Below are 22,522 nucleotides of genomic sequence, written 5' to 3'. Positions count from 1 at the left end.
TCGCGCGCCGGCTGCAACTGCCAGGATTGCCCGGGGGCCGCCAGAGCACAAACCGTTTCAGGATTGCACTGCTTATACAGGTCTGGGGCAAAACTTAAGCGTTTGTTGACCCATGCCTCAGAAACTGACGTCTCGCCAAGATTCGCCAGGGGAACGGCGAATCAATCCCCTACGGAGACTTTCATGACGCGTTTTGAGCATCCCCTCGCATGTGCAGTGCTGCGGCCCCGGCGCCTTGGCACCCTCGCGGCCCTGACCGCGAGCCTGCTTTTGGGCGCCTGCTCCGCGTCGACCGATCTGCTGCCGAGCATCGCCATGAAGCCGAACGACACCAAGACGGCTGATGCGGGCCCGTCGTCTCCACAAAACGAGTTGCAGAAGGCCACGATCTACTGGGGCAACGAATACAACAAGAAGCCGACCGAACTTCGCCCGGCGCTCAACTATGCCAAAAATCTGAAAGCCCTCGGCGAAAAGGACAAGGCTCTCGCCGTCCTTCAGCAGGTCAGCCTCATTCACGGCAACAATCCGGAAGTCGCCAGCGAATACGGACGCCTCGCGCTCGAAATGGATCAAGTCGGCGTCGCCAATCAGATGCTGACGATGGCCGACGACCCGACGAAACCCGATTGGCGCATCGTCTCGGCGCGCGGCACGGTCATGGCCAAGCAGGGCAAGTACACCGATGCGATCCCATTCTATGAGCGCGCCTTGACGCTTTCACCCAACAATCCAACCGTCACGAACAACCTCGCGATGGCTTATGCGATGAACGGCGATCCCAAGAAGGCCGAGGGTCTGCTCCGCCAGGCGGTGTCCTCGTCCGGAGCGACCCCGAAAATGCGCGAAAACCTCGCGCTCGTACTGGGGCTCCAGGGCCGCTATGACGAATCGAAAGCCGTCGCCTCCGGCGTCCTCAATACCGACACCGCATCCGCCAACGCGGCTTACCTGAAGCAGATGGTGAAGATCGAGCCGACGACCGAGATGCCGGACGCGCGAAGCTTTGCCGCCAATACCCAGGTCAGCGCAGCCGCTCCCGTTCAGAACGCGGCGGTGACGGCAGGCTCCCTGCCCGTGACGCAAGGCGTCTGGCAGACGAGCACCGACGAGGCGCTGCCGATCGCGCACTGACGTCGAGCGACACGCACACACACCAGATCACAATCCAAGCAGTGCACAGCCGGCGAATTGCGCCGGCTGTTTGCGTTCGCGCGCCCATTGCCGCGTCAGAAAAAAAGGCCCCGGCCACCGAAAGGGGCCAGGGCCAACGCGACACTAATCTAAAACGCGGCGACGCCGGATCTACTTTTCCATCTGCATGTAGCTGATGCCCGCCGGACCAAGGATGACGATGAAAAGCACGGGCAAGAAGAACACGATCATCGGAACGGTCAGCTTCGGCGGCAAGGCGGCAGCCTTCCGTTCGGCTTCCGACTGCCGGATCTCGCGGTTTTCCTTCGCCATCGTTCTGAGCGCTTGCCCAACCGGCGTACCGTAACGCTCGGCTTGTACAAGCGCCGTCATCACCGATTTGACGCCCGGAAGTCCCGTCCGCTTGGCCAGATTTTCATACGCCTGCCTGCGATCCTGCAGGTACGACAGCTCTGCCGTCGTCAGCATCATTTCCTCGGCGAGTTCGACCGACTGAGTGACGATCTCCTTGCCGACCTTCGCAAAGCCCGCCTCGACCGACATGCCCGATTGCACACATATCAAAAGCATGTCGAGCGCATCCGGCCACGCTTGCTTGATGGCCATCTGCCGCTTCTGAACGCGGTTGGAAATGAACATGTTCGGCACGTAAAAGCCGAGAAATCCCGCCGCTAACGCCATCAAGACATTGACGAGCGCAGAGTAGCCACTGTCGTAGAGAACGAAGAGATAGAACAGCGCAAAAAAGAAGATCACGATCGGCGCAGCAATGCGGAAAAACATGAAGGACACGATATTCGCCTGCCCGCGAAGACCGGCACGCTTCAGGTTTTCACGCAATTCCTCATTGTCGAAGCGCTCGCGAAGCTTCAGCTGATCGACGACTTGCTGCATGAAGCCCTTCGGCGTCGCTCTCAACCGTCCGCTCTGCGGACGATCCTTCGTCGCCAATTCCGCGAGACGGGCCGAACGCATCTTGCCGCGTTCGATGGCCATTTCCTTCATGCGCCGGTTCATCTGGTCGCGCTGCAACATCGGCAGCGCGACCGTTAGAACAGTCGCGAACACGCAGACGGCGGCCAGCACCGTCGCGATGAATTGCGGATCCATTACAACGTCGACGAACGACAACATCGCTATACCGCCAGCATGTCTGTCTGCACGAGCAGAAGCCTAGAACTTGAAGTTGATCATCTTCTTCATGATAAGCACGCCCGCCATCATCCACGTCGCGCCGCCCGCAACCATGAAGTGCCCTATCGTCGTCGTGAAAAGCGGCATGATGTAATCGGGAGACGAAAGATAAACCATTGTCATGACGCCCGGCGGCAACGAGGCGAGCACCATTGCGGACGCTTTTGCTTCAGCGGAAAGCGCCTTCACTTTGAGCGCCAGCATCTGCCGGTCACGAAGAACGTTCGAAAGGTTTGCGAGCGCTTCAGACAAGTTGCCGCCGGATTGCTGCTGAATGCCGATGACGATCGTCAGGAAGCGCACTTCCGATATCGGCATGCGATCGCACATGCGCTCCAAGCCATCCGCGATGGAAACACCAAGCCGCTGCTGCTCGACGACTTCGCGGAACTCACCGGCAAGCGGCTCCGGACTTTCGCGCGAAATGACCTGAAGACATTCGTTCAACGGCAGGCCGGACTTGATGCCACGCACGACGACGTCGATGGCGTTCGCCAATTGCGCGACGAATTTCTGCTGACGCCGGCTGATCATCTTATTGAGGATCCAGCGCGGCATGCCGAACCCGCCGACGATCGCCGCGACGACCGCACCGCTTAACGGCATCCCCATAATGAATATCGCGATCGACGCGAAGAGCCCGCCGAGCAGCGCGCTGGCGATATAGAATTCCCGCGGCGTCATTTTCGAGCCGGACCGCATCAGCCGCAGACCGAGCGTCACTTTCTTGTCGGCTTTCTGGCGGTCGTCGAGTTCCTTCAGCGTATCGGCAACGGACTTCCGTCGGCTGCTTTGCAGATCGCCTGCGACACCCGAAAGGCGCGAGCTCCGTGCACCGGAAACGCTCTCCAACCGCTTCGATTGCCGGTCGTCCGCAAAATACGGATACGCAATCGCGAAGACCGCCCCGGCGAATGCGAGCGCCGCCAGCAGTGGCACCATCATCGAAAAAAGATCGACGTCACCCATTGCGATCACCAAGCGGACTGCCGTGTTTGTCTTCGATCTCGGACTGGACAAGCGCGCGCGTCAGGCGTTCCGTCTCACCGTAATATTCGGCGCGCTCCATGAAGCGCGGCCGCGTAATGCCGGTCGACCGGTGATGGCCGATCAGCTTGCCGTGCGCGTCCTCACCCGTGATTTCATAGATGATCAGGTTCTGCAGAGTGATCGTCTCTTCTTCCATGCCGATCACTTCGGTGATGTGCGTGATTTTACGCGAGCCGTCACGCAAGCGCGAAGCCTGAACGATGATATCGATGGAACCGCAAATCATCTCGCGAATGGTCTTGATCGGCAGCGCGTAACCGCCCTGCATGATCATCGACTCGAGACGGCTCAGCGCTTCGCGCGGGCTGTTGGCGTGCAGCGTGCCCATCGAACCGTCGTGGCCCGTATTCATCGCCTGCAGAAGATCGAACGCTTCGGGTCCGCGGACCTCGCCGACGATAATGCGTTCCGGACGCATACGAAGGCAGTTCTTGATGAGATCGCGCATCTTGATCTCGCCCTCGCCTTCGAGATTGGGCGGCCGCGTTTCGAGACGCACCACGTGCGGCTGCTGCAGCTGAAGCTCGGCCGAGTCCTCGCATGTGATGATGCGCTCGTCGTCGTCGATCGAACCCGTGAGACAGTTGAGAAGCGTCGTCTTGCCGGAACCCGTGCCGCCGGAAATAAGAACGTTGCACCGTACGCGCCCGATAATCTCGAGGATCGTCTTGGCATCCGGCGTAATCGATCCGAACTTGACCAGCTGCTCGAGCCGCAAACGATCCTTCTTGAATTTACGGATAGTGAGCGCGGGACCGTCGATTGCGAGAGGCGGCGCGATGACGTTGACGCGCGATCCGTCGGGAAGACGCGCGTCGCAAATCGGGCTCGATTCATCGACCCGCCGGCCGATCTGGCTGACGATGCGCTGACAGATATTCATGAGCTGCTGATTGTCGGCGAACCGGACGTTGGTCTTTTGAACCTTGCCGCCGACCTCGATGAACGTCGTGCCGGCGCCGTTCACCATGATGTCGGCGATGTCGTCGCGCGCCAGAAGAGGCTCGAGCGGGCCGTAACCGAGCACGTCGTTGCAAATGTCTTCGAGCAGCTCTTCCTGCTCGGAAATCGACATCACGACGTTTTTGATTTGAATGATTTCGCTGACGATATCGCGAATTTCTTCGCGCGCGGCAATGTTGTCGAGCTTCGACAGCTGCGTGAGATCGATCGTATCGATCAGCGCGTTGAAGACGGTCGTCTTAACGTCGTAGTACTCTTCCGAGTGCCGCCGTTGGGACTCGACCACAGGCTCTGCCCGCTGCGGCGCGGGGCTCGGCGCGGCGGGAGCCCGCGCAGGCGTCGACGCGCGCGGTTCGATAACGGCGGCGGCCGCCTGCGGTTCAGGAGCCTGCGGCGCAACGCGCCTCTCTGACGATTGATCGTTCGAGCGCCTACCGAACATGGGGCTTAGGTCCTCAACGCTTGAGCTTCAACTTCTCCAGAATCGGCGCGATGGCCGACAGCGGCGAACTCTGTTTTTCGGCTTTAGTGTCTTTACGCCGCGTTAGCCTGAACGCTAATTCGTGGAACTTCTCGATCGACTTCGCCTTCGAGTTGAACTCGCCGATCATTTGCCCGTTGTTCGCCGCCTGGCTGAAGGTTTCGGAATCGTAGTCGATCACCGAAATGACCTTGAGACCGAGAGCTTGCTCGAATTCCTTGACGCTGATTTCCTGGCGCTTCGGCACGTTCGCCATGTTCAGGATCAAGTGCGGCTTCTCATCGTTTTTGCGCGATGCCTTGAGAAGATCGATGATGTTCTTGGCGTTCCGCAGGTTTGCAAGATCGGGAACGGCCGTGATGACGACCTGGTCAGCCTGCAGCAAGACGCGCTTCGACCACGGCGACCACCCGTGCGGCAGATCGACGGCAACGAACGGCACGTTCTGGCGCGCCACATCGATGACGATGGCGCAGGCCTCGGGCGAAATGTCGTAGTCACGGTCGAGCACAACGGGCGCCGCAAAAATGGAAAGATGCTGCGAGCATTTCGTCAGCAGGCGATCGAGCAGCTGGTCGTCCAGACGCTCCGGCGTCGCCAATGCTTCAGCGATGCCCTGAACCGGATCCTGATTGAAGTCGAGGCCGGTGGTGCCGAACGCGAGATCGAGATCGGCGATCGTGACGTCCGATTTCAAGACTTCCGACATCGTCCACGCCACGTTGTGGCAAATGGTCGAGGAACCAACGCCACCCTTCGCCCCGATGAACGCGAAGACATGGCCGACAGGATCGGTTTCCGGATTGTTGTAGAGATTGGAAATGCTCTCCATCAACCCCATCGGATCCACCGGCGCGACGAGATATTCCGCAACGCCGCGCTTCAAGAGCTCGCGATAGAGGAGCACATCGTTGTGCCGTCCGACGACGATGACCTTCGTCCCGGGATCGCAGCTCTCCGCCAATCTGTCGAGTTCGGCAAGCAATTGGCTGGCGTTGAGCGCGCTGTCGAGAATGATCAAATTGGGCGTCGGGCTATCGAGATAGTGTGCGACGGCAGCGCCGATGCCGCCCATGTGGACGCTGACGTGCGCTTTCGACAGGCGGCGATCGTTGGCCGCATACTGAAGCGCGTCGGCAACTTTCGGGTCGTCGCAAAAGGCTTGAATGGAAATGCGCGGTATGGGACGTGCGCGATCGGCCGGATGGAGCTCAGGCGAGCCGCCATCTTCGAGGATCGGATCCTCGCTCGGGCCGGCTGGAGCGTGCTTGGACATGTCGCCTCCGAAAGATCAATTGCTGGTGGACTTGGCGCTCGTCACGGCTTCCGCAGCGGCGCCGAGCGGCTTACCCGCCACGTATTTGGAATACATGTCGTCCCGGCGGTTCCCATCTCGGGCGGTCATCGTCCGCGGACCGAGCAGGTCAGCCGGGTTCGCCACCATGGCGGCGAGATTGCGTTGTCCCGCGCAGCCCATGTTCGGATACGGCGTATTTTGATAGTTCCGCGCGAGATTTTCCGACCAGTCTTGTCCGCACTCCGGCGCCTCGGCCACGTAGCGCATATAAGACAACCGCAACGGCGCATCCCGGCCGTCGGCATGATAGGCCTCGACCGCGATCGACGTTTCGGAATAGCCGGTTTCGATCATCAGCCGCCGCGCCTCATCAGCTGCTTGCATCGCTGCGCCTTCGTTCGCCGAACCGCCCGGAGCCGAAATGACAATGCGGCTGTTTCCGGCATCCGAAGCCCTGCTTCTGCCGGCGAACTCCAAAACGCGCGCCCGCTGCGCGGGAGTGAGACCATCGGAACTCGCGGCGATTCTGAGATTGAGCGTCGCTGGCTGTTGCGACACGAGGATCGGATGCCGTTGCTCGGGATCGATGACGGACCAGCCCGCAACCTGAGGGCCGGGAGCATCGCGACGGCACCCGGCGACCACAAGCGGAAGCAGCGCGATGAAAAGAACTTTGGCGAAGCCCGAGCCTAACTTCCGGGGCCCGCGGTCGGTCGTGCACTTGATCGGCATGATGCGTCTGCGTCCCAGTTTATTCGACGATAAAACCGTAATCACCCTTGAGACCGCCGGAAGGCATCGCTTCGCTCTTGCCGTAGATCCTGTTGAGATGACCGAGAAAGTCCGCCTTGAGGTCCGTCGCCGGCGCCAACCCGTCCGTCGGCGCAGCAAGCTGCTGACGCGAGGTCGGCTGCACCAGGTAAGGCGTCACGATGACGACGAGCTCCGACTCCTGGTTTTGGAAATCGCGGCTGCGAAACAGCGTGCCGAGAATTGGAATGTCCTTGGCGCCCGGCAGGCCGTCGATATTTTGCTGCGTCTTCGTGCTGATGAGGCCTGCGAGGGCAAGCGATCCGCCGGACGGCAACTCGACAACCGTTTTTGCCTGGCGCGTATCGAGCACCGGATTGCTGCCGATGAAGCGCGAAATATCGCTGACGCTGGTGTCGATCTTCAGACTGATGCGGCCTTCAGAAAGCACGACCGGCGTAAAGCCAAGCTGCACGCCGAATTTCTTGAACGCAACGGCGCTCACGCCCGTTTGCGTGTCGACGCCAGTGACGTACGGCACCTCGCCGCCTGCGAGGAATTCGGCTGCCTCACCCGAAATGGCGGTCAGGTTCGGTTCGGCCAGCGTCCGGATCAGACCGTCCCGCTCCAACGCCCGGATCGCCGACTGGATTTGATTGGCGCCCGAACCCCAGCCCGACAGCAGACCACTGTTGCCGAGGGCGCCGTTGGTGAGACCGGGATTGAACGGGCATATCGGTGCGCCGGCGGCGCAGGCTGCACCCGCAGCCGCCGGAAGTCCGAACGTCGGAAGCGATCCGAGACCCTGGGCTGTCGATATCGGCAATGAGTTCGCAGTCAGAAGCGTTGTCGAGAAGCTTCCCGACTGCAGCATTCCGCCAAGATTGACGCCCAACTGCTTCAGAGCTGTCCGCTGAACTTCCGCGACCGTCACCTTAAGCATCACTTGCTCTTCGGCTTCGACCGTCAGCATGTTGATGACGGCTTGTTTCAGCTGATTGCTCTCGCTCTCGGCTGTCGAAACGCCCTCTTTGACGTTGATGGACGTGCTGGTGAGCTGCTGCGAGATGAACTGGCCTGCGATATTGCCGGCGCGGGTCGAATCGATTGGACTCTTGACGCTTCCCGTCAGGATCACTGTCTGATTGAGCATCTCGACCTTGATCGAAGCACCGGTGATGATCCGGTTGAGGAGCGATTGCAGTCCCGCCGTCTCTCTCTCGATGTAGAGCTCCATGGTCGCGAACTGCGCGCCCGATGTATCGAAGAAGAAGGCATTTGCTTCGCCGGTCCCCTTGGCGAGCAGGAAGACGCGGTTGGAGCTCAGGACCACCGCATCGATGACGGCGGGGTTCGACACCATCACGTCACGGACATCTCGCGGGAATTCGAGCAGCACAGATTTCCCCATGCCGATCTTCAGGCTTTTCCTGATGGGGCCGCCTGTGTCCTGGATGCGAATGAACGACTGGTGACGTCCTGCGTCCGCCGAAAGATCACGATACATCTCGTCGGATTCTGGCGGCTGCGCAACGGCCGCCGAAAAGACGAGCGTCGCGCCAAAAAACATTACGACGGCGCGCAGCCGAGCGCGCCAAGAAAATCCGGAATTACAGCGCATGACCCTAAACCTATGACGACCACTGATTAATCATTTACTCAGTTCACGCCATACACACGCGACTTGGCTCCGTAGCGAACGATGCGCACGGAATTGTTTTTAGGCTTGTCGAGACTGACACCACCGGCCCGCGCCGGGTCGGTGCTTAAATCGGCAACGCTGCGAAGGGACAAAGTGATCTCGCCCATCGAATTCGCGAGCGCCATCATCTCCGCTTGGCGCGGCGTCAGTTCCAACGTCGCCGTCGTCGCCGAACTGTCCGCTGCCTTCTTGCCTTCCTTGGTCTCGATCTGCTGACCGATTGCCATGACACGGACGTTGCGGAACAGCGTGTCGACGACGCTTGCGTCCTGGCCGCTGCGTCCCCGCACCTGCCGGATCAGAATGACGTCCACATGATCGTTGGGAAGAATGAGGCTGCCCGCCGCCGTCTCGGCTTTGATCTTCGTGGAGATGGCGCGCATGCCTTGCGGCAGGATCGCAGCGAGAACGCCGCCCTGCCCCGCCTTGATCAACTTCTGCGCGGTTATGGGCTCTCCGGCGAGCAGCGGCGAGCGCGCCACCGAACCCGAGAGATTATGCATGATCGACTGCCCGCCGCTCTGCTTGGTGATGTAGCTCGCGGAGACGGCTTCAGAGGGCCACGAGACCCAACGGAAGCCTCCCTCGTTGACGATCTGCCCGACAGAGATATCGGTTCCGGCAACTAGAACGTCAGTGCTGTTGACCGTCTTCTCGACTGTGATTGGGGCCGGCGGCGGGCGCACGAAAGCGCTCGCCACGTAATACGCGAGCATGGCGGCGCCTGAAGCCACCGAAAATCCAATGAGCTGAGCCCGTTTCATCCGCCCCGTAGTCCCCGAGAGCACAAATCGTTCTGCTCGGGACGATGACGGCCAATTGTCAATTTGAGGTTAATCTCTGTCTCGAAGCGAGGCTAAGGGGCCGAAACGTTGTAGAGACAGTTATCGAGGCGTAAACGCTCGTGCGGCGCGCACTCAACATCCCATGATCGGCGCTTGCCGTCGGCTCGCGGGGGGCACGCGCGTCGAAAACGCCGACAGGGAAAACTAGACGACGAGAGAAAGAAAAATATCAGTCGCCGGAAAGATCGCGAGGCCGCCAGCAGCGACAGCGATGCCGTAGGGGATGGGACCGTTGGGCAAATGGAGACGCAGTGCCCAGCCCGGAAGAGCGAGCTTTTGAGCCGGAAACCAGTTGCGGTATCCGAGGATTACGAGCGAAAGCGCGCCACCGAAAATCGCGACGAAGAGAAGATACTCGATGATGTGATTTGCGCCGATCCAAACACTTCCCGCGGCGATCAGCTTGGCGTCTCCGCCACCGAGTAGATTGAACGAGAAGAGCGCGAACGTCACGCCGAGGATCGCGAACCCGATTGCGAGGTTGGTGCCGAAAGTCTCGAGCGGCATACGCGTGAGCAGCGCCACGGCGAGAAATCCACCGACGAGCGCCAGCGAGATCTTGTTCGGAATTTTCATCGTGAAGAGATCGTTGGCCGCGGCAAACGCCATCGCAACTGGAAACGTCATGAGCAGGATTGGGGCGAGCGACGCCATGTGCAGAGACCCTAGATGGATGCAAAAAGACGCTGCGAGAATGCAGCATTTGAGTAAAAGCGCGCCTAACGGCCCGGAAACCCCAGCTCTCGATTGCGCGCTATTGATTGGCCGCCGTAAAATGCGAGGCGATGGTCGTGAACGTACCCTGCAAGATGCCAGAAATCTGGGTCAGGGCGCCTACAATACAAATGCTAACGATACCGGCAATCAACGCATATTCGATAGATGTTGCGCCGCTTTCATTGCTTAGAAAGCTCCGGACGAACCTTTTGTGCATGTCGGTTACCTTATGCTGTCGGAGCCGAAGCCAAGCGCCTTCCATGAGGAAATTGTAGCGCAGAGATCTTAATCGCCGGTGGCCGCATAAAATTCACGGAGCATTTCCTCTCAGATAAAAAAATGCGCCCGGAGCTGTTTTTCCGAGCGCATCTTATCCGCAAACCTAGAAAGGCGAGTTGCCTTACTTAGCCGGCATTCGAGGTGGTGAGCTGATCTTTTACCTTATCGAACGTGCCGACCAGCGCCGTCTTAAGAGTGCCGAGCGAAGCAATGATGCCGACAGCGACGATCGCAGCGATCAGGCCATATTCGATAGCCGTTGCACCCGACTCGTCATTCATGAAACGCGAAAACAAGTTCATCTGTACTCTCCCAAACCAGTCTGAAGTGTAGTGTCCAATCCTGCTTCGCCGGGGGGATCCGTCCTCGCCAGCGAACTTTAGCGACAATAATGCTCAAAAATTAAATTCAGGTAAAACCGCGCAGGTTGCACGGATGATCCGACTAAAGCCCAAATGAACGACGGATATTTTGCAAGAATTACAAGTATAGTTACAGAAATAACCAGATCACTCTTGTTACTAAATCACAAATAACCGCATAAATACGCCAATATCAGCAGCATTCATTAGTTAATACTGCTTAATTATTTTGCTATCTGCGTCTGATTGAGATGGGGATACAGTATAAGCTATGCCATTTTCCGCCCTGCGATCCGGGGCGCAGCTGTGCGTGACCTTGGATGAACAAGGCCTGCATTCACGGGCGCACCTTCAACTCAAGTAACTTTTCCGATCCGGCGAATGACGCACCGCAACCTGTAGGATCATGCCGAGGGCAACTCCGCGCTCGATTGAAACGGCTATTACCAGTTCCTTCACTAATTCGTGCGGTAATTATCTCTTCCTCGAGATAGCCGGATGTCAAATGCTCGGAAGATCTAGACGAACCGCAACGCCGCAAAGGGCCATTCGCGGCATCGCGTGTGCGAGTCTCATTGCATTGGCTGGTATGCCGGCCGCCGCCGGCGACTTGGTCGTACGGTACGATCAATCCCAATTGCTGCGGCTTCCAAGACCGGCATCTGAGATTATCGTGGGCAATCCTTCGATCGCGGACGTCACTCTTCAAGACGGCAACTTGGTCGTCGTGACCGGCAAGACGTTCGGAATAACGAACATCATCGCCCTCGATAACGACCACAACGTTATCCAGGACCAGCGGGTGATGGTGGAGCGCGACGATCGCAGAATCGTCAACCTGCATAAAGGAAGTCAGCGCTTCACATACGCCTGCACGCCCAACTGCGAGCCGACGCTAACAATCGGCGACGAGAAGGACTTCTTTGATAACGTCAAGTCGGCAAACACCAGCAAGACGAAGTTCTCCGAAGGCTCAGCCGATCAGGGTGCCAACGCAAACAACCAGCAATAGGGAGGGAGCAGGGCGGAGCGGCCCCGTTCCCAGAGGCACCGTGCTGAATCCGATTAACGCTTTGTGAACCGCGCCAAAGGAAAGATCTTTCGATAAATGCGCTTTTAATGTTCCAGGTCTACCTCTCAACGCAACGCATTGATGAGGGATCTTGAGCGCAATGACGGCGGGCATCAAGCCGCTTTTGAATCTTCGCGGCCTTCGTCGCCTTCAGCGCGACGACAATGGCACGACCGCGATTGAGTTTGCGATCGTCGCCACGCCCTTCATGATGTTCATCCTCGGCCTCGTCGGCTGCGCCTTCTATTTTTTCATTATCAGTTCGATCGAAAAGGGCATGGACCAGGCGAGCCGCCTTATTCGAACCGGACAAGCCGTCACTCAGAAAATGACCGTCGATCAGTTCAGAAAGAAAATTTGCACCGGGGCAGGCGCGTGGATCGATTGCAATAAACTTCAGATTTTTGCGCAGGCTGCGGATAATTGGAATACCGGTATCCAGCCGTACAAATGTTTGGACAACACCAAAAACCTGTCTCTGCTCATGAAGCCGACGGACCTCATCGCCATTTACACCGGCACCGCGAGCCAGATCGTGATCGTCACGACCTGTTATAAATGGGACTTCACTGCCAAGCTCCCCTTGGTCAAATTTGGCAACGCTCCCGACGGCACGACGATGATGCAAACCGCTACTGCTTTCCGCAGCGAACCCTACCCGAGCAATTGAGCCATGCATCAATTTGGGTTTTCTCGATTGATTTCTCAATTCCGCTCGCTGCTACGCGACAGATCAGGCATCGCAGCGGTCGAGTTCGCGTTTCTCGCGCCCGTGCTGCTGCTGATGACTTTCGGCACATTTGAAATCACGCGTGCGCTGATCATTCACAAGCGCTTCCAGAAAGCGACGGCGATGATCGGCGACCTCGTGGCCCGCGAGCAGCAGCTCGGCGCGACGAGTACGGAAGCAAAAAATCAGCTGAATGCCATCATGGTCGCAGCCGTCCAGGCGATGTCGCCGTACAGCTCCAGCACAATGCAGATGGGCATCTATCAATTCAGGGCCAATAGTACCGATGCCACGAAGACCAGAATCGAATGGTCTTACGCCTACAATTCCATGATCACTCAGCCATGCTCGCTGACGTACACCGCCAATAAGCTGGTTCCGGCCAACCTCCTTTCGAAGGGCGACGCCGCAATCGTCATCGACGCCAAATATCAGTTTTCGCCGCTGCTGAAGGACCTGCTGCCGAGCGTCATAAAGAACATGACCTGGACCGATACAGCGACGTTTGCCCCTCGATTCGGCTCGGTCTTCTACGGTCAGGCGACCCAAAATTCGGTTTGCCCGACCTAATTGGCCCATTCACCTCGAAATTTCTGCGGTGTGTGCGCTCGGCGCATCAACCACAAATGAAATTCGAATACTTTTTTTAATTAATCCGGGTACGGAGGAAATTAATCCTCCTATGCTCGATTATTGAGCACTCCATTATCTTAAATACCTCGTTTATCGCAAGCGCTAAGAAAACTTTTTTCGCTACACGCACGAAATTGAGCATTCCTTTCTAGTGACGCGCCAGCAGACCCTTGTCTTGTTGCAACCATCCGGTACAGTTTACTCATCATAATTAAAAGTGCGCTAGGGATTGCCACCTTATGGGACGAAGATCCGTTCATTCGCCGGAGGAGTTGCGTCAGCTAATTCTCGATGCCTCGCAAACCATTGTGGAACGCAATGGAATGACGGGCCTCTCGGCACGCGAAATCGCGCGCATGATCGGATATTCGCCCGGCACGCTCTACAATATCTTTGAAAACCTCGATGACGTTCTGCTGACGCTGCAAGTGCAGTTAATGGGACGCACCCTTGAACATATGAAGCGCGTTCCGCTCGGACCGGATCGGGAAAAGAACGTCGAGGCTTTGGCGCACGGCTACGTCGACTTCGCCCTCGTTAATCGCCGCATGTGGAATCTGTTTCTGGCGCACAGCCTGCCGCCTGGAAGCAGCGTGCCAGTGCTTCTTCACGACTATACAAACAGCCTCATCGATATCGTCAAAGACCAACTCGGTCCAATCGCACCGGATGCATCGCGCGAATCCCTCGATGCGATGGCACGCGCCCTCTGGGCTGGCCTCAACGGCATTACGGCGATTGCAGCAACCGAAAAGGGCGTCTACCTCACGCCCGCGACCGCGCAATCATTCGCCAAGGAATTGACGACCATCTTTATTAGGGGTTTGCGCTGCCAGGCAGCACATCACTAGCCGGAGCGGGAGCCGGAAGCGGTGCCGCTTCTGCCGCCGGCTGAGGCTGCACGCTTGGAACCGCGGCGTCCTTCGCCTCTCCAGGACGATCGACAGAATGCTCGCCGATCGAACTCGTCGTTATACCGCTCGCGCTATCGGGCTTGCGGCTTGCGAAGTGCGGAGCTTGAACGATTCCGAACCACTTATCGGTCGGCAGCATCCGCTGCTGCAAGCCCGTCCACATGCTGCGCGAACTAAGCCCTTCGACGAATGTCGTTGTCTGCGGTGAAATCATGATCGCCGCAGCAGTGGCCCCCGCCATCGCCAGCGAAGCACCGAGATGCCGGCGATCGAAGAACTTCAACGCCGTGCCGAATGACGATTTGATGCGCGTGTCCATCACGTCGACCGAATAGATCTCATCGAGCGTCAGATGCGTGATATAGCCGACGAACATGAACGCGGCGGCGAGCCACGAAACGCCCTCGGGCTTGCCGAGCAGATACCGAAACACGATGGCCGTCGCGACCGACGAAAATACCGCCGCAAGGATCGAATGCCAGATCCCTCTGTGCACCGAGATACGATGGAAGATCGCATGCAAGCCGTATCGAACGAGGAGAAGCGTTCCAAGCCATAGCACCCAAAGCTCGGCGATGGAGAACTCCGTCGCGGCATTGAACAGCACCGCGAATGAAAAGAAGATCGCAAGCCCGGCGAACATCGCCCGGCTCGGGCGCGAGTCCTTGAGGTCGATATCGGGCAGCACGGAACCGAGAACGCCCGCTAAAGTTACCGCGACCAGATTTTGCGGGGCAACGACGTCCGCGGCGAGGGTCAGGGTTGCAAGCGCGCCCGTTACAACGGTACCAATCGCGATGTGAGTGGTGAAATTCGCCATGGTTGCCACCAACCGCATTTGCCCGCTCGCAAACCGAGACGTATGGACTGGCTAGCGGCCCTCTCCTCGGCTAATGGAGCATCAGATTCGCACCGCCCCGGCGAGGGCCTGATGCGGCACGGATGTGGATAAGCCTGCAGGAAGCACGGCGGCGGCGGCAGAGACGCTCCGTCCAATTGCGGCGCTGCGATTCGGTTATAAGACCTGGGCTCAGCCATCGACGACGGAACACCGCTTTTAATGTCCACCCTCACTAAAAACGAACACGGCAGGATCGCACGCATAGCGGCGATCAATATCGGCGTCGCGCTGACCGTCGTGACGTTGAAATATATTGCCTACGCGGTTTCCGGATCGGTCGCCCTCTTCTCCGATGCGCTCGAAAGCATCGTCAATGTGATGACCGCCATCGCGGCCTTTAGCGCTATCCGCCTCAGCGCCAAACCGGCCGACGCCGATCATCCCTTCGGCCACTACAAGGCCGAATTCCTCGCCGCCATGTTCGAAGGCGCAATGATCGCCGTCGCCGCGGTGCTCATCATGATCAAAGCCTATTCGGGCCTGGTCAACGGCGTTGAACTCGCGCATCCGGGGCTCGGCCTGATCATCAACATCGTGTCGACGGTGATCAACGCCGGTTGGGCTTGGGCGTTGATCAAGTGGGGAACGAACTGGCGCTCGCCTGCGCTCGTGGCGGATGGCCAGCACTTGTTTACGGATGTCATCACATCGGTCGGCGTCGTCGCTGCCCTGATTGTGGCGATCCTCACGGGCTGGACCATCCTCGACCCATTGATCGCCGCCGCTGTTGCGACCCACATCCTCTTCATGGGCTACAACATCGCGACGGATTCCATGTCGCGACTGATGGATCAGGCGGCAAGCCCGGAGATCGAGGGCCGCATCAGGGGCGTCATCGAAGCGAACGGCCACGGCGCGCTAGAAGCGCACGACATCCGCACCCGCCAAGCCGGACGCGCCCTGTTCATTGAATTTCATCTCGTCGTGCCGGGTACGATGACCGTCGACGACGCTCACGTCATCTGCGACCGGCTCGAGGATTCGATCGAGCAGAGCATCGAAGGCTCTGAGGTCGTCATCCACGTCGAGCCGGAACACAAGGCGAAGCCCGAAGAATCGGGCGCCGTTCCGCTTTAGGCGCGCTCGGCCCAGAGATCGTACTCATCGGCTTCGACGACCTTCCCGCGGATAATGTCCCCGGCTTTCAAGCCCTCTTCGCCGTTGAGAAACACGTTGCCGTCGATATCGGGCGCGTCCCACTTCGAACGGCCGATGGCGCCGTCTTCGTCGACTTCATCGATGATGATGTCGATCGTCGATCCGACCTTCTCTCGCAGTATCTCGCTGCTGACGTCCTTCTGAGCGGCCATGAAGCGGTGCCAGCGCTCCTCTTTCACCTCTTCCGGAACCGCGCCCTCGATCGCGTTCGCCGTCGCACCCTCAACGGCTTCATATTTGAAGCAGCCGGCACGGTTGATCTTGGCTTCCTTCAGCCAGTCGAGCAGGAACTGAAAATCCTCCTCGGTCTCGCCTGGAAACCCGACGATGAACGTCGAGCGAATGGCGAGATCCGGGCAGACATCACGCCAGCGGCGAATGCGTTCGGCCGTCTTCTCCTGCGATGCAGGCCGCCGCATCGCCTTCAGGACGGACGGAGAGGCATGCTGAAACGGGATGTCGAGGTACGGCAGGATCTTGCCTTCCGCCATCAGCGGAATAACGTGGTCGACATGCGGATAGGGGTAGACGTAGTGCATCCGCACCCAGGCACCGAGATCGCCCAGCGCCCGCGACAGATCGAGAAAGCGCGCTTTGAGCGGACTGCCCTTCCACGGGCTCTCCGCGTATTTCAAATCGAGGCCGTAGGCGCTCGTATCCTGGCTGATGACGAGCAACTCTTTGACGCCCGCGCTGACGAGGCGCTCGGCCTCGATCATGACGTGGTTCGACGGCCGGCTCGCGAGATCGCCCCTGAGCGACGGGATGATGCAGAACGTGCAGCGATTGTTGCAGCCTTCCGAAATCTTCAGATAGGCATAATGGCGCGGCGTGAGCCTAAGCCCCTCGGGCGGCACGAGATCGAAGAACGGATCATGGAGCGGCGGCACGGCATCGTGCACGGCTGACACGACCTGCTCGTATTGATGCGGCCCCGTCACCGCGAGAACACCCGGATGGGCCTCGCGAATTCTGTCTTCTTCCACGCCGAAGCAGCCCGTCACGATCACCCGGCCATTGCCGTTCATCGCTTCGCCGATGGCGTCGAGACTTTCCTTTTTGGCTGAATCGAGAAAACCGCAGGTGTTCACCACGACGACGTCGGCGCCGTCGTAATCGCGGGCTATCGAATAGCCTTCCGACCTGAGCTTGGTGATGATGCGTTCGCTGTCGACCAGGGCCTTCGGACACCCGAGCGATACAAACCCGACTTTGGGCGTGCGTGGTTGCGGCGCGACAGCGCCATGCGCCAGCCGCCGCACCTTTGCACTTGCCTTTGCCTTGATCTTTACTGAGGGTCTCGCCATCTTCGCGCTTCTAGCCTTCGGGCCAGACAAGCGCAATCGCGACACTATGGCCGTTATCCAAAGATAAGCCCGTGACCGACCTCCAAGCCGATCAAGTTGCTTCCAAAACAGACGCTCCGCTCACCAATGCAAGGGCGGCGGCCAGGGCCTGGCTCGAAGCCGGGCGTCCCGTTGCCATGGCGACGGTGATCGACACCTGGGGCTCGGCGCCCGTCCGCGCCGGCGGCCAATTGGCAATCGCCGACATCGACGAGTTTCAGGGCTCGGTTTCCGGCGGCTGCGTCGAAGCGGACGTCATCGCCGCGGGCATGGACGTTATCGAAACCGGCAAACCGGAGATCTTGAGCTTCGGCATCGCCGACGAGACGGCTTGGCGCTCCGGCCTCGCCTGCGGCGGCAAGATCCGCGTCTACGTCACGCGGCTCGACCCGAAAACCGACCTCGAATTCATCAAGCGATTGGACGACGCCACAGCCAACCGGTCCCCGCTCGTGATCGCAACGCGTCTCTCGGACGGCGCCCGCGAGATCCACGATGGAACCGCAACGACCGACTCGGCAATTGCCGAAGCGGTCCGCCGCGCCCACAGCGCCGTCGACAAGAGCGGAGAGACGTTCCTGCACGCGTTGACGCCGCCGCCGCGCATCATCATCGTCGGCGCAACGCACATCGCCCAGCATCTGGCGACCATGGCGACGGCAGCCGGATACGACGTCAAGGTGATCGATCCGAGAACCGCGTTTGCAAGCCCCGCACGTTTCGATCCCTCGCAGATCATCGCCGGATGGCCGGAAGAGTGCTTCAAGAAAATGACCGCCGATCCGTTCTCGGCAGTCGTGACGCTGACCCACGTCGATCATATCGACGATGAAGCTCTATCCATCGCGCTCAAATCGCCATGCCGTTACATCGGCGCACTCGGCTCGCGCAAAACCCATGCAAAGCGCGTCGCACGTCTGCAGGCTGCCGGCTTTACCGATGCCGACATCGCGCGCATTAACGCGCCCGTAGGTCTCGATATCGAAGCCGAGACGGCAGGAGAAATAGCGACCTCGATCCTGGCGCAGATCATCTCGGCATTCCGGAAAGCGCCGGAGTGAAGCTGGCCGCGGTCATTCTCGCCGCCGGAAGCTCGTCGCGCTTCGAGAATGGTCACAAATTGCTCGTCGAGATTGATGGCACCCCGATGGTCAGGCGCGTTTGTTCCGCCCTCGCGCAATCGAAAATCGACGACATCATTTTAGTGACCGGCGGGACCGACGACCGAGTTGCAAAGGCCGCGGGACAAGGCCGCTGGCGGATCGTCGAAAACCCCGACGCTGACGACGGCCTTTCCACATCTCTTCGCACCGGACTTCGCAACATTGATCGCACAGTCGACGGTCTTCTCATCGCGCTCGCCGACATGCCTGGAATTTCCAGCGCACTGGTCGATAAATTGGTGTCGGCTTTTGAGATCAACCCTGATGCAATCGTCTTTCCCGCCTCGCCGGACGGCCGCCGCGGCCATCCGATCATCTGGCCCCGGTCGCTCTTCGCCGCGCTCGACACGGTGACCGGCGACCGAGGCGGAAGGGAGATCTTAGCCCAGCATCAAGAACTCTGGCGACCGGTCGCGTGCGATGAACCCGGCGCCTTCGCCGACATCGACACGCGCGCAGATCTCGCGACGTTTGTCGCGCCGGATCAGCCGACGCGCCGCAAGTGATTGTCGAACGAGATGTCCTGAAGCTCGTGCTCCGTGATGGTCGAAGCCCGCGCCGTTTCGTAACGCACGACGCCGAAACCCGATGACGCCGCAAAATCTTGCTGGCCCTCGGGCGCAATTCCGCACACGTCCTTCAGGTTGCTCTGCCCGACGACGGTCGCTGTCGTCGTATCGACGTAGAGCACATGCCCGGCTTTGGGAGCGCTGGCCGCGATGTAGCGACCGTCGGCGCTCACCGCCATCGCGCCGATGTACCCCTTGAGATCGCTGCCGCCCTTCGCCTGCGGCTCGATGAGCTTCAGCGCACGATCCACACCCGCGCTCCCGACGAGCTGCGGCGTCTCGCTCGGGCTGCCTTCCCACTGAGCCCCGAACCACACGAGGCCCGTGGCGTCCTGCGTGACGTGGCGAATGGAAAGCGATTGGAGATCGCCCGTCATCGTGTGCTTCGCGATGAGTTTTCCGCTTTCCCGGTCTACGAACGCGAGCGACGGCTCCATCGTATCGACGTTGAGATTCTCGCGCCCGGCATCCGGCACGGTGTCGAGACCGCCGTTCCCGACGGCAATCGTCTTGCCGTCCGCCAGCAACATGATCTCGTGCGGCCCGGTACCGTAGCTCGGATGCTCGCCGATTTTCTTGAAGCCCGAAGCGACATCGTAGATGCCGATCACGCCGTCGCCGCTCTCGATGTCGTTTTCGGAAGCGTAGAGCACCCGGCCGTCTTGCGAGAAGCTGCCGTGACCGAAGTAATGCCGCCCCTCACCCGGCGTGAAGACAACGGGCTGACGCGTCGTTGCGAGATCGAAAGCGACCGCGAAAGCTCCCGGCCGCCGCGCAAAGACCGCAACCTTGTTCGAGGGCCGGTGGATGGCGATGTCATGCCCACGGCCCGAGAGCGGAACCTCCCGCAAAACAGATCCGTCAGCGCGAAGAAGAAGAACCGTGTACGACCCGTCGGCGCGACGCGCCGCCGACACGTAGGCGATATCGCTTGCACCCATTGCGAGCGCGCCGCGCATCGGCGCCGCGCCGACGAACGCGAGCGTGCCGAGCAACAACGACCTGCGGTCAATCGCCATCGAGCTCATTGAACCCCACAGTCAGCTTGGCTGCCACCGACAGCCTGTTGGACACCATGTTGCGAAGGCCGTTTGCCCGGTCAAAAACTTCACGCGGCGTCGGAGAATCGTCGCGCTCCACATGCGATGAATGACCGCCCGCGCCGTCGCTCGCCTCGAGCGCGCGCCACGTTCCGGCGACCCAATCCTTCATCCAGCGCCTCTCAGGCGGCAAATAGCTTTCGAGCTGCAAAGCATTGTAGAGCTGGTGCAGCGACGCGATGCTGGCGGCATAAAACGGCTTCTGAAGTCCCGACTTGTCGTACGGCGGCTTCAGCCGGATCTTGGGATCGATCTGCGGTTTGATCTGCAAATCCGCCGTCAGCGACAGCCCGACGATCAAAGCCTTGACGACCTCGACCGCGGCCTCGCTCTCATTCTTGTAAGTGTCGTTCTCCGGCCCCGGATGAAGCATCTTGTCGGCCCAGCCGCCCGGCTTTTCCCATCCCGTTGAAACTTCACCCACGAGGCGAACGATGTTCCCGGCAATCGCCTTCGCGACGACGCAACGATAACGCGCAGCCTCATCCGGCCCGAGCGGCACGTCTTTATCCTGGATCAGATATTCAAGTGCGCCGAGCCCCTGCACGGCCGCGCTCTGCTTGGCGAGCGCCCCGGGCTGCGCAATCGCTTCATCCTGCGCCGTCAGGATGAGCCGCATCTGCCGCCCGAGAAACCCGCGCGGGTCGGGCCAGAATGAAATCTGCTCGCGACGGCCTTTCTCCTGCATCGGCCCGAAGCGAAGAAAATCGATGCCGGCGTACGCTTCGACCACTTTCGCAAATTGCTGCGAAAGCTGCTGCCGCGATTCCGCCGATCCGCTTTTGCAAACGTTTTCGACTGCTCCCGGCAAAGGATCTGCGGCAGCCTTCAGCGCGTCGATGTGCGGAATGATGTGCTGCTCGATAGCCGCCTTCACCATCTCTGCGTGGCTGACCGGTTCGTTTGCTCTGACGCCGGCAGCTTGGCTGATCAATGCAAGGATCGAGAACCCGACCAGCAGCACTCTGTGTACCATCATAATCCGTTCACATATTCGACGAGCCGCTTCTTGTCGCCAAGTGAGAGCGCCTCGAAAAGATTGCGGCTGCGTTCGGCCTCGCCGCGATGCTTACCAATCGCTTCCTCGACGGTCTCTGCCGACCCGTCATGAAGAAAACGCCGCTGTTCCGAAGGTAAGCGGTGACCGATAAGCGGTGCGGTTCGCCATTCCGACGATTTGACGCCCGGCTCTCCGACACCGTCATCGAGCGCAGGACCCATATCGTGAAGAAGCAGATCGGTGAAGGCCGGAATTTGCCGCCCATCGCGCGTTGTGAGCGTCGGCACATGACAACCGGCGCAACCGCTCGCCGCAAAAACCGCTTGGCCCTCCGAAGGCTCAGCCTCCGGCGGCACGCGCAGCGTTTTGATGTAGCTCTCGACCATTCTAAGCATCAGGGACGAGATTTCCCGCCCCTCGAAAGCCGCGCTCTCGCCGTTGGGCGCGGCCAGGCACTCGGTCTGGAGCTTCGTGCAATCGCCGTAGGGGAACGGCATTTTCGGACTGGACATGCCAATGTCGATCGCGAAGGCATGCGCGACCTGTTCATCGAGCGTCACGTGCCCCGCTTTCCAGCCGTATCGACCAATCCCCCGTGGCGTGACGTTCGCACGCCCCTTGATACCGTCGCCGTTGCGATCGTCGGGATCGGCGCGCTTCAAAATCTCTTCGTCCGCAACATCGTCGAACGCCGCCCGGCCAAACAGCGGGGGCGCGAGCCGAACGCCCGCGTGCATGCCGACAGCGAGCGCCGGACCTTCCAGGCTGTATTTGAGATCTGGAAGGAAACGCGCCTGCCCTTCGGGCATCAATCCGGGCACGGCATTGGTTTGCAGTTGCAGCCCGTAATAGGGATCGGTTGCCCCGCCGACATTGCCGAAACGCACGACGGCACCCGAAATATCGGCTTTCCCGTCATCGCGTGTCACGACGCGCGCACCCTCGCCACGTGAATGGCAGCCGGTGCAGGATCGCGACGAGAAAAGCGGCCCCAGTCCATCGGTGCCCTTGGTCGAGGCCGGCGCTGGAATCCATTGACGGTCGAAAAGCGCCTTGCCGACGGCGGCATCGAGCTCGTCGGCGAGCGGCGCATGAGCAGGCACAACGGCGAAAAAGAGAAGCGTAAGCGCAACGCGCATGC

At 59.7% G+C, this 22,522-nt stretch carries 23 protein-coding genes; 8 read left to right on the top strand and 15 right to left on the bottom strand.

Features of this window, described 5'->3' with window-relative positions; all coding sequences use genetic code 11:
* The first annotated feature begins 183 nt into the window (after positions 1–183).
* Positions 184–1,134, top strand: a complete 951-nt coding sequence (locus BM399_RS02245) for a tetratricopeptide repeat protein (RefSeq protein WP_092863624.1) — start codon at positions 184–186, stop codon at positions 1,132–1,134.
* A 171-nt stretch (positions 1,135–1,305) separates the two neighbouring features.
* Here BM399_RS02245 and BM399_RS02240 read toward each other — a convergent pair whose 3' ends face one another.
* The 10 genes from BM399_RS02240 to BM399_RS02195 all read right to left on the bottom strand — a co-directional run bounded on the left by BM399_RS02240 (position 1,306) and on the right by BM399_RS02195 (position 10,735).
* A complete protein-coding gene (locus BM399_RS02240) occupies positions 1,306–2,289 on the bottom strand; it encodes a type II secretion system F family protein (RefSeq protein ID WP_092863621.1) in 984 nt (327 codons plus the stop codon).
* A 39-nt stretch (positions 2,290–2,328) separates the two neighbouring features.
* On the bottom strand, positions 2,329–3,318 hold the full coding sequence (locus tag BM399_RS02235) for a type II secretion system F family protein (protein ID WP_092863618.1): 990 nt from the start codon (positions 3,316–3,318) through the stop codon (positions 2,329–2,331).
* The gene (locus BM399_RS02230) at positions 3,311–4,804 is read right to left on the bottom strand and encodes a TadA family conjugal transfer-associated ATPase (protein ID WP_092863615.1); all 1,494 of its coding nucleotides are present in this window, start codon (positions 4,802–4,804) and stop codon (positions 3,311–3,313) included. Before BM399_RS02230 ends, BM399_RS02235 begins: the two co-directional genes overlap by 8 nt.
* Positions 4,805–4,817: 13 nt before the next feature.
* Positions 4,818–6,119, bottom strand: coding sequence for a CpaE/TadZ family protein (locus tag BM399_RS02225; protein WP_092863612.1), 1,302 nt, complete (start codon positions 6,117–6,119; stop codon positions 4,818–4,820).
* A 15-nt stretch (positions 6,120–6,134) separates the two neighbouring features.
* Entirely contained in the window at positions 6,135–6,872 is a 738-nt protein-coding gene (locus BM399_RS02220) for a CpaD family pilus assembly protein (RefSeq protein WP_092863609.1), read from the bottom strand.
* Positions 6,873–6,891: 19 nt separating this feature from the next.
* Positions 6,892–8,460: a type II and III secretion system protein family protein gene (locus BM399_RS02215; RefSeq protein WP_244531031.1), complete on the bottom strand. Its 1,569-nt coding sequence runs from the start codon at positions 8,458–8,460 to the stop codon at positions 6,892–6,894.
* Positions 8,461–8,549: 89 nt separating this feature from the next.
* The gene (gene cpaB / locus BM399_RS02210) at positions 8,550–9,356 is read right to left on the bottom strand and encodes a Flp pilus assembly protein CpaB (RefSeq protein WP_092863603.1); all 807 of its coding nucleotides are present in this window, start codon (positions 9,354–9,356) and stop codon (positions 8,550–8,552) included.
* A gap of 225 nt (positions 9,357–9,581) precedes the next feature.
* Positions 9,582–10,091: an A24 family peptidase gene (locus BM399_RS02205; protein WP_092863600.1), complete on the bottom strand. Its 510-nt coding sequence runs from the start codon at positions 10,089–10,091 to the stop codon at positions 9,582–9,584.
* 100 nt (positions 10,092–10,191) lie between these two features.
* Complete coding sequence (locus tag BM399_RS02200; protein WP_092866151.1) at positions 10,192–10,371, bottom strand: Flp family type IVb pilin; 180 nt, start codon at positions 10,369–10,371, stop codon at positions 10,192–10,194.
* A gap of 187 nt (positions 10,372–10,558) precedes the next feature.
* Complete coding sequence (locus BM399_RS02195; protein WP_092863597.1) at positions 10,559–10,735, bottom strand: Flp family type IVb pilin; 177 nt, start codon at positions 10,733–10,735, stop codon at positions 10,559–10,561.
* A gap of 466 nt (positions 10,736–11,201) precedes the next feature.
* Between BM399_RS02195 and BM399_RS02190 the strand changes: the two genes are divergently transcribed.
* The 4 genes from BM399_RS02190 to BM399_RS02175 all read left to right on the top strand — a co-directional run bounded on the left by BM399_RS02190 (position 11,202) and on the right by BM399_RS02175 (position 14,081).
* A complete protein-coding gene (locus BM399_RS02190; protein WP_342028733.1) occupies positions 11,202–11,807 on the top strand; it encodes a pilus assembly protein N-terminal domain-containing protein in 606 nt (201 codons plus the stop codon).
* A 160-nt stretch (positions 11,808–11,967) separates the two neighbouring features.
* Positions 11,968–12,537: a TadE/TadG family type IV pilus assembly protein gene (locus BM399_RS02185; RefSeq protein ID WP_092863591.1), complete on the top strand. Its 570-nt coding sequence runs from the start codon at positions 11,968–11,970 to the stop codon at positions 12,535–12,537.
* 27 nt (positions 12,538–12,564) lie between these two features.
* Entirely contained in the window at positions 12,565–13,167 is a 603-nt protein-coding gene (locus BM399_RS02180; protein ID WP_177228020.1) for a TadE/TadG family type IV pilus assembly protein, read from the top strand.
* Between the two features lie 386 nt (positions 13,168–13,553).
* Positions 13,554–14,081 carry a TetR/AcrR family transcriptional regulator gene (locus BM399_RS02175; protein ID WP_244531030.1) on the top strand — a complete coding sequence of 176 codons (528 nt, stop codon included), beginning with the start codon at positions 13,554–13,556 and terminating at the stop codon, positions 14,079–14,081.
* On the opposite strand, the gene BM399_RS02170 is transcribed toward BM399_RS02175, so the two are convergent.
* Entirely contained in the window at positions 14,047–14,982 is a 936-nt protein-coding gene (locus tag BM399_RS02170) for a metal-dependent hydrolase (protein ID WP_244531029.1), read from the bottom strand. The two genes, BM399_RS02175 and BM399_RS02170, sit on opposite strands and share 35 nt — an antisense overlap.
* Positions 14,983–15,204: 222 nt before the next feature.
* On the opposite strand from BM399_RS02170, the gene BM399_RS02165 reads away from it, so the two are divergent.
* On the top strand, positions 15,205–16,122 hold the full coding sequence (locus tag BM399_RS02165) for a cation diffusion facilitator family transporter (RefSeq protein ID WP_092863579.1): 918 nt from the start codon (positions 15,205–15,207) through the stop codon (positions 16,120–16,122).
* Here the strand turns inward: BM399_RS02165 and rimO are convergent.
* Positions 16,119–17,510 (bottom strand): 30S ribosomal protein S12 methylthiotransferase RimO, encoded by a 1,392-nt coding sequence (gene rimO, locus BM399_RS02160; RefSeq protein WP_092863576.1) that lies wholly within the window; start codon positions 17,508–17,510, stop codon positions 16,119–16,121. The genes BM399_RS02165 and rimO overlap by 4 nt on opposite strands.
* 71 nt (positions 17,511–17,581) lie before the next feature.
* Here rimO and BM399_RS02155 point away from each other — a divergent pair, with 71 nt between their 5' ends.
* On the top strand, positions 17,582–18,610 hold the full coding sequence (locus tag BM399_RS02155) for an XdhC family protein (RefSeq protein ID WP_092863573.1): 1,029 nt from the start codon (positions 17,582–17,584) through the stop codon (positions 18,608–18,610).
* Entirely contained in the window at positions 18,607–19,218 is a 612-nt protein-coding gene (locus tag BM399_RS02150; RefSeq protein WP_177228019.1) for a nucleotidyltransferase family protein, read from the top strand. The genes BM399_RS02155 and BM399_RS02150 overlap by 4 nt, the downstream gene beginning before the upstream one ends.
* On the opposite strand, the gene BM399_RS02145 is transcribed toward BM399_RS02150, so the two are convergent.
* The 3 genes from BM399_RS02145 to BM399_RS02135 are packed head-to-tail and all read right to left on the bottom strand — an operon-like array spanning position 19,197 to position 22,520.
* Positions 19,197–20,300, bottom strand: coding sequence for a DUF1513 domain-containing protein (locus tag BM399_RS02145; protein ID WP_244531028.1), 1,104 nt, complete (start codon positions 20,298–20,300; stop codon positions 19,197–19,199). The genes BM399_RS02150 and BM399_RS02145 overlap by 22 nt on opposite strands.
* On the bottom strand, positions 20,290–21,360 hold the full coding sequence (locus BM399_RS02140; RefSeq protein ID WP_092863564.1) for an imelysin family protein: 1,071 nt from the start codon (positions 21,358–21,360) through the stop codon (positions 20,290–20,292). Before BM399_RS02140 ends, BM399_RS02145 begins: the two co-directional genes overlap by 11 nt.
* Positions 21,357–22,520: a di-heme oxidoredictase family protein gene (locus BM399_RS02135; RefSeq protein WP_092866148.1), complete on the bottom strand. Its 1,164-nt coding sequence runs from the start codon at positions 22,518–22,520 to the stop codon at positions 21,357–21,359. Before BM399_RS02135 ends, BM399_RS02140 begins: the two co-directional genes overlap by 4 nt.
* Positions 22,521–22,522: the final 2 nt, after the last annotated feature.

The organism is Hyphomicrobium facile (assembly GCF_900116175.1).
Lineage (GTDB): Bacteria > Pseudomonadota > Alphaproteobacteria > Rhizobiales > Hyphomicrobiaceae > Hyphomicrobium_B > Hyphomicrobium_B facile.
The sequence above is the reverse complement of the archived record's forward strand: the minus strand, read 5'-3'. Positions and strand labels throughout refer to the sequence as shown.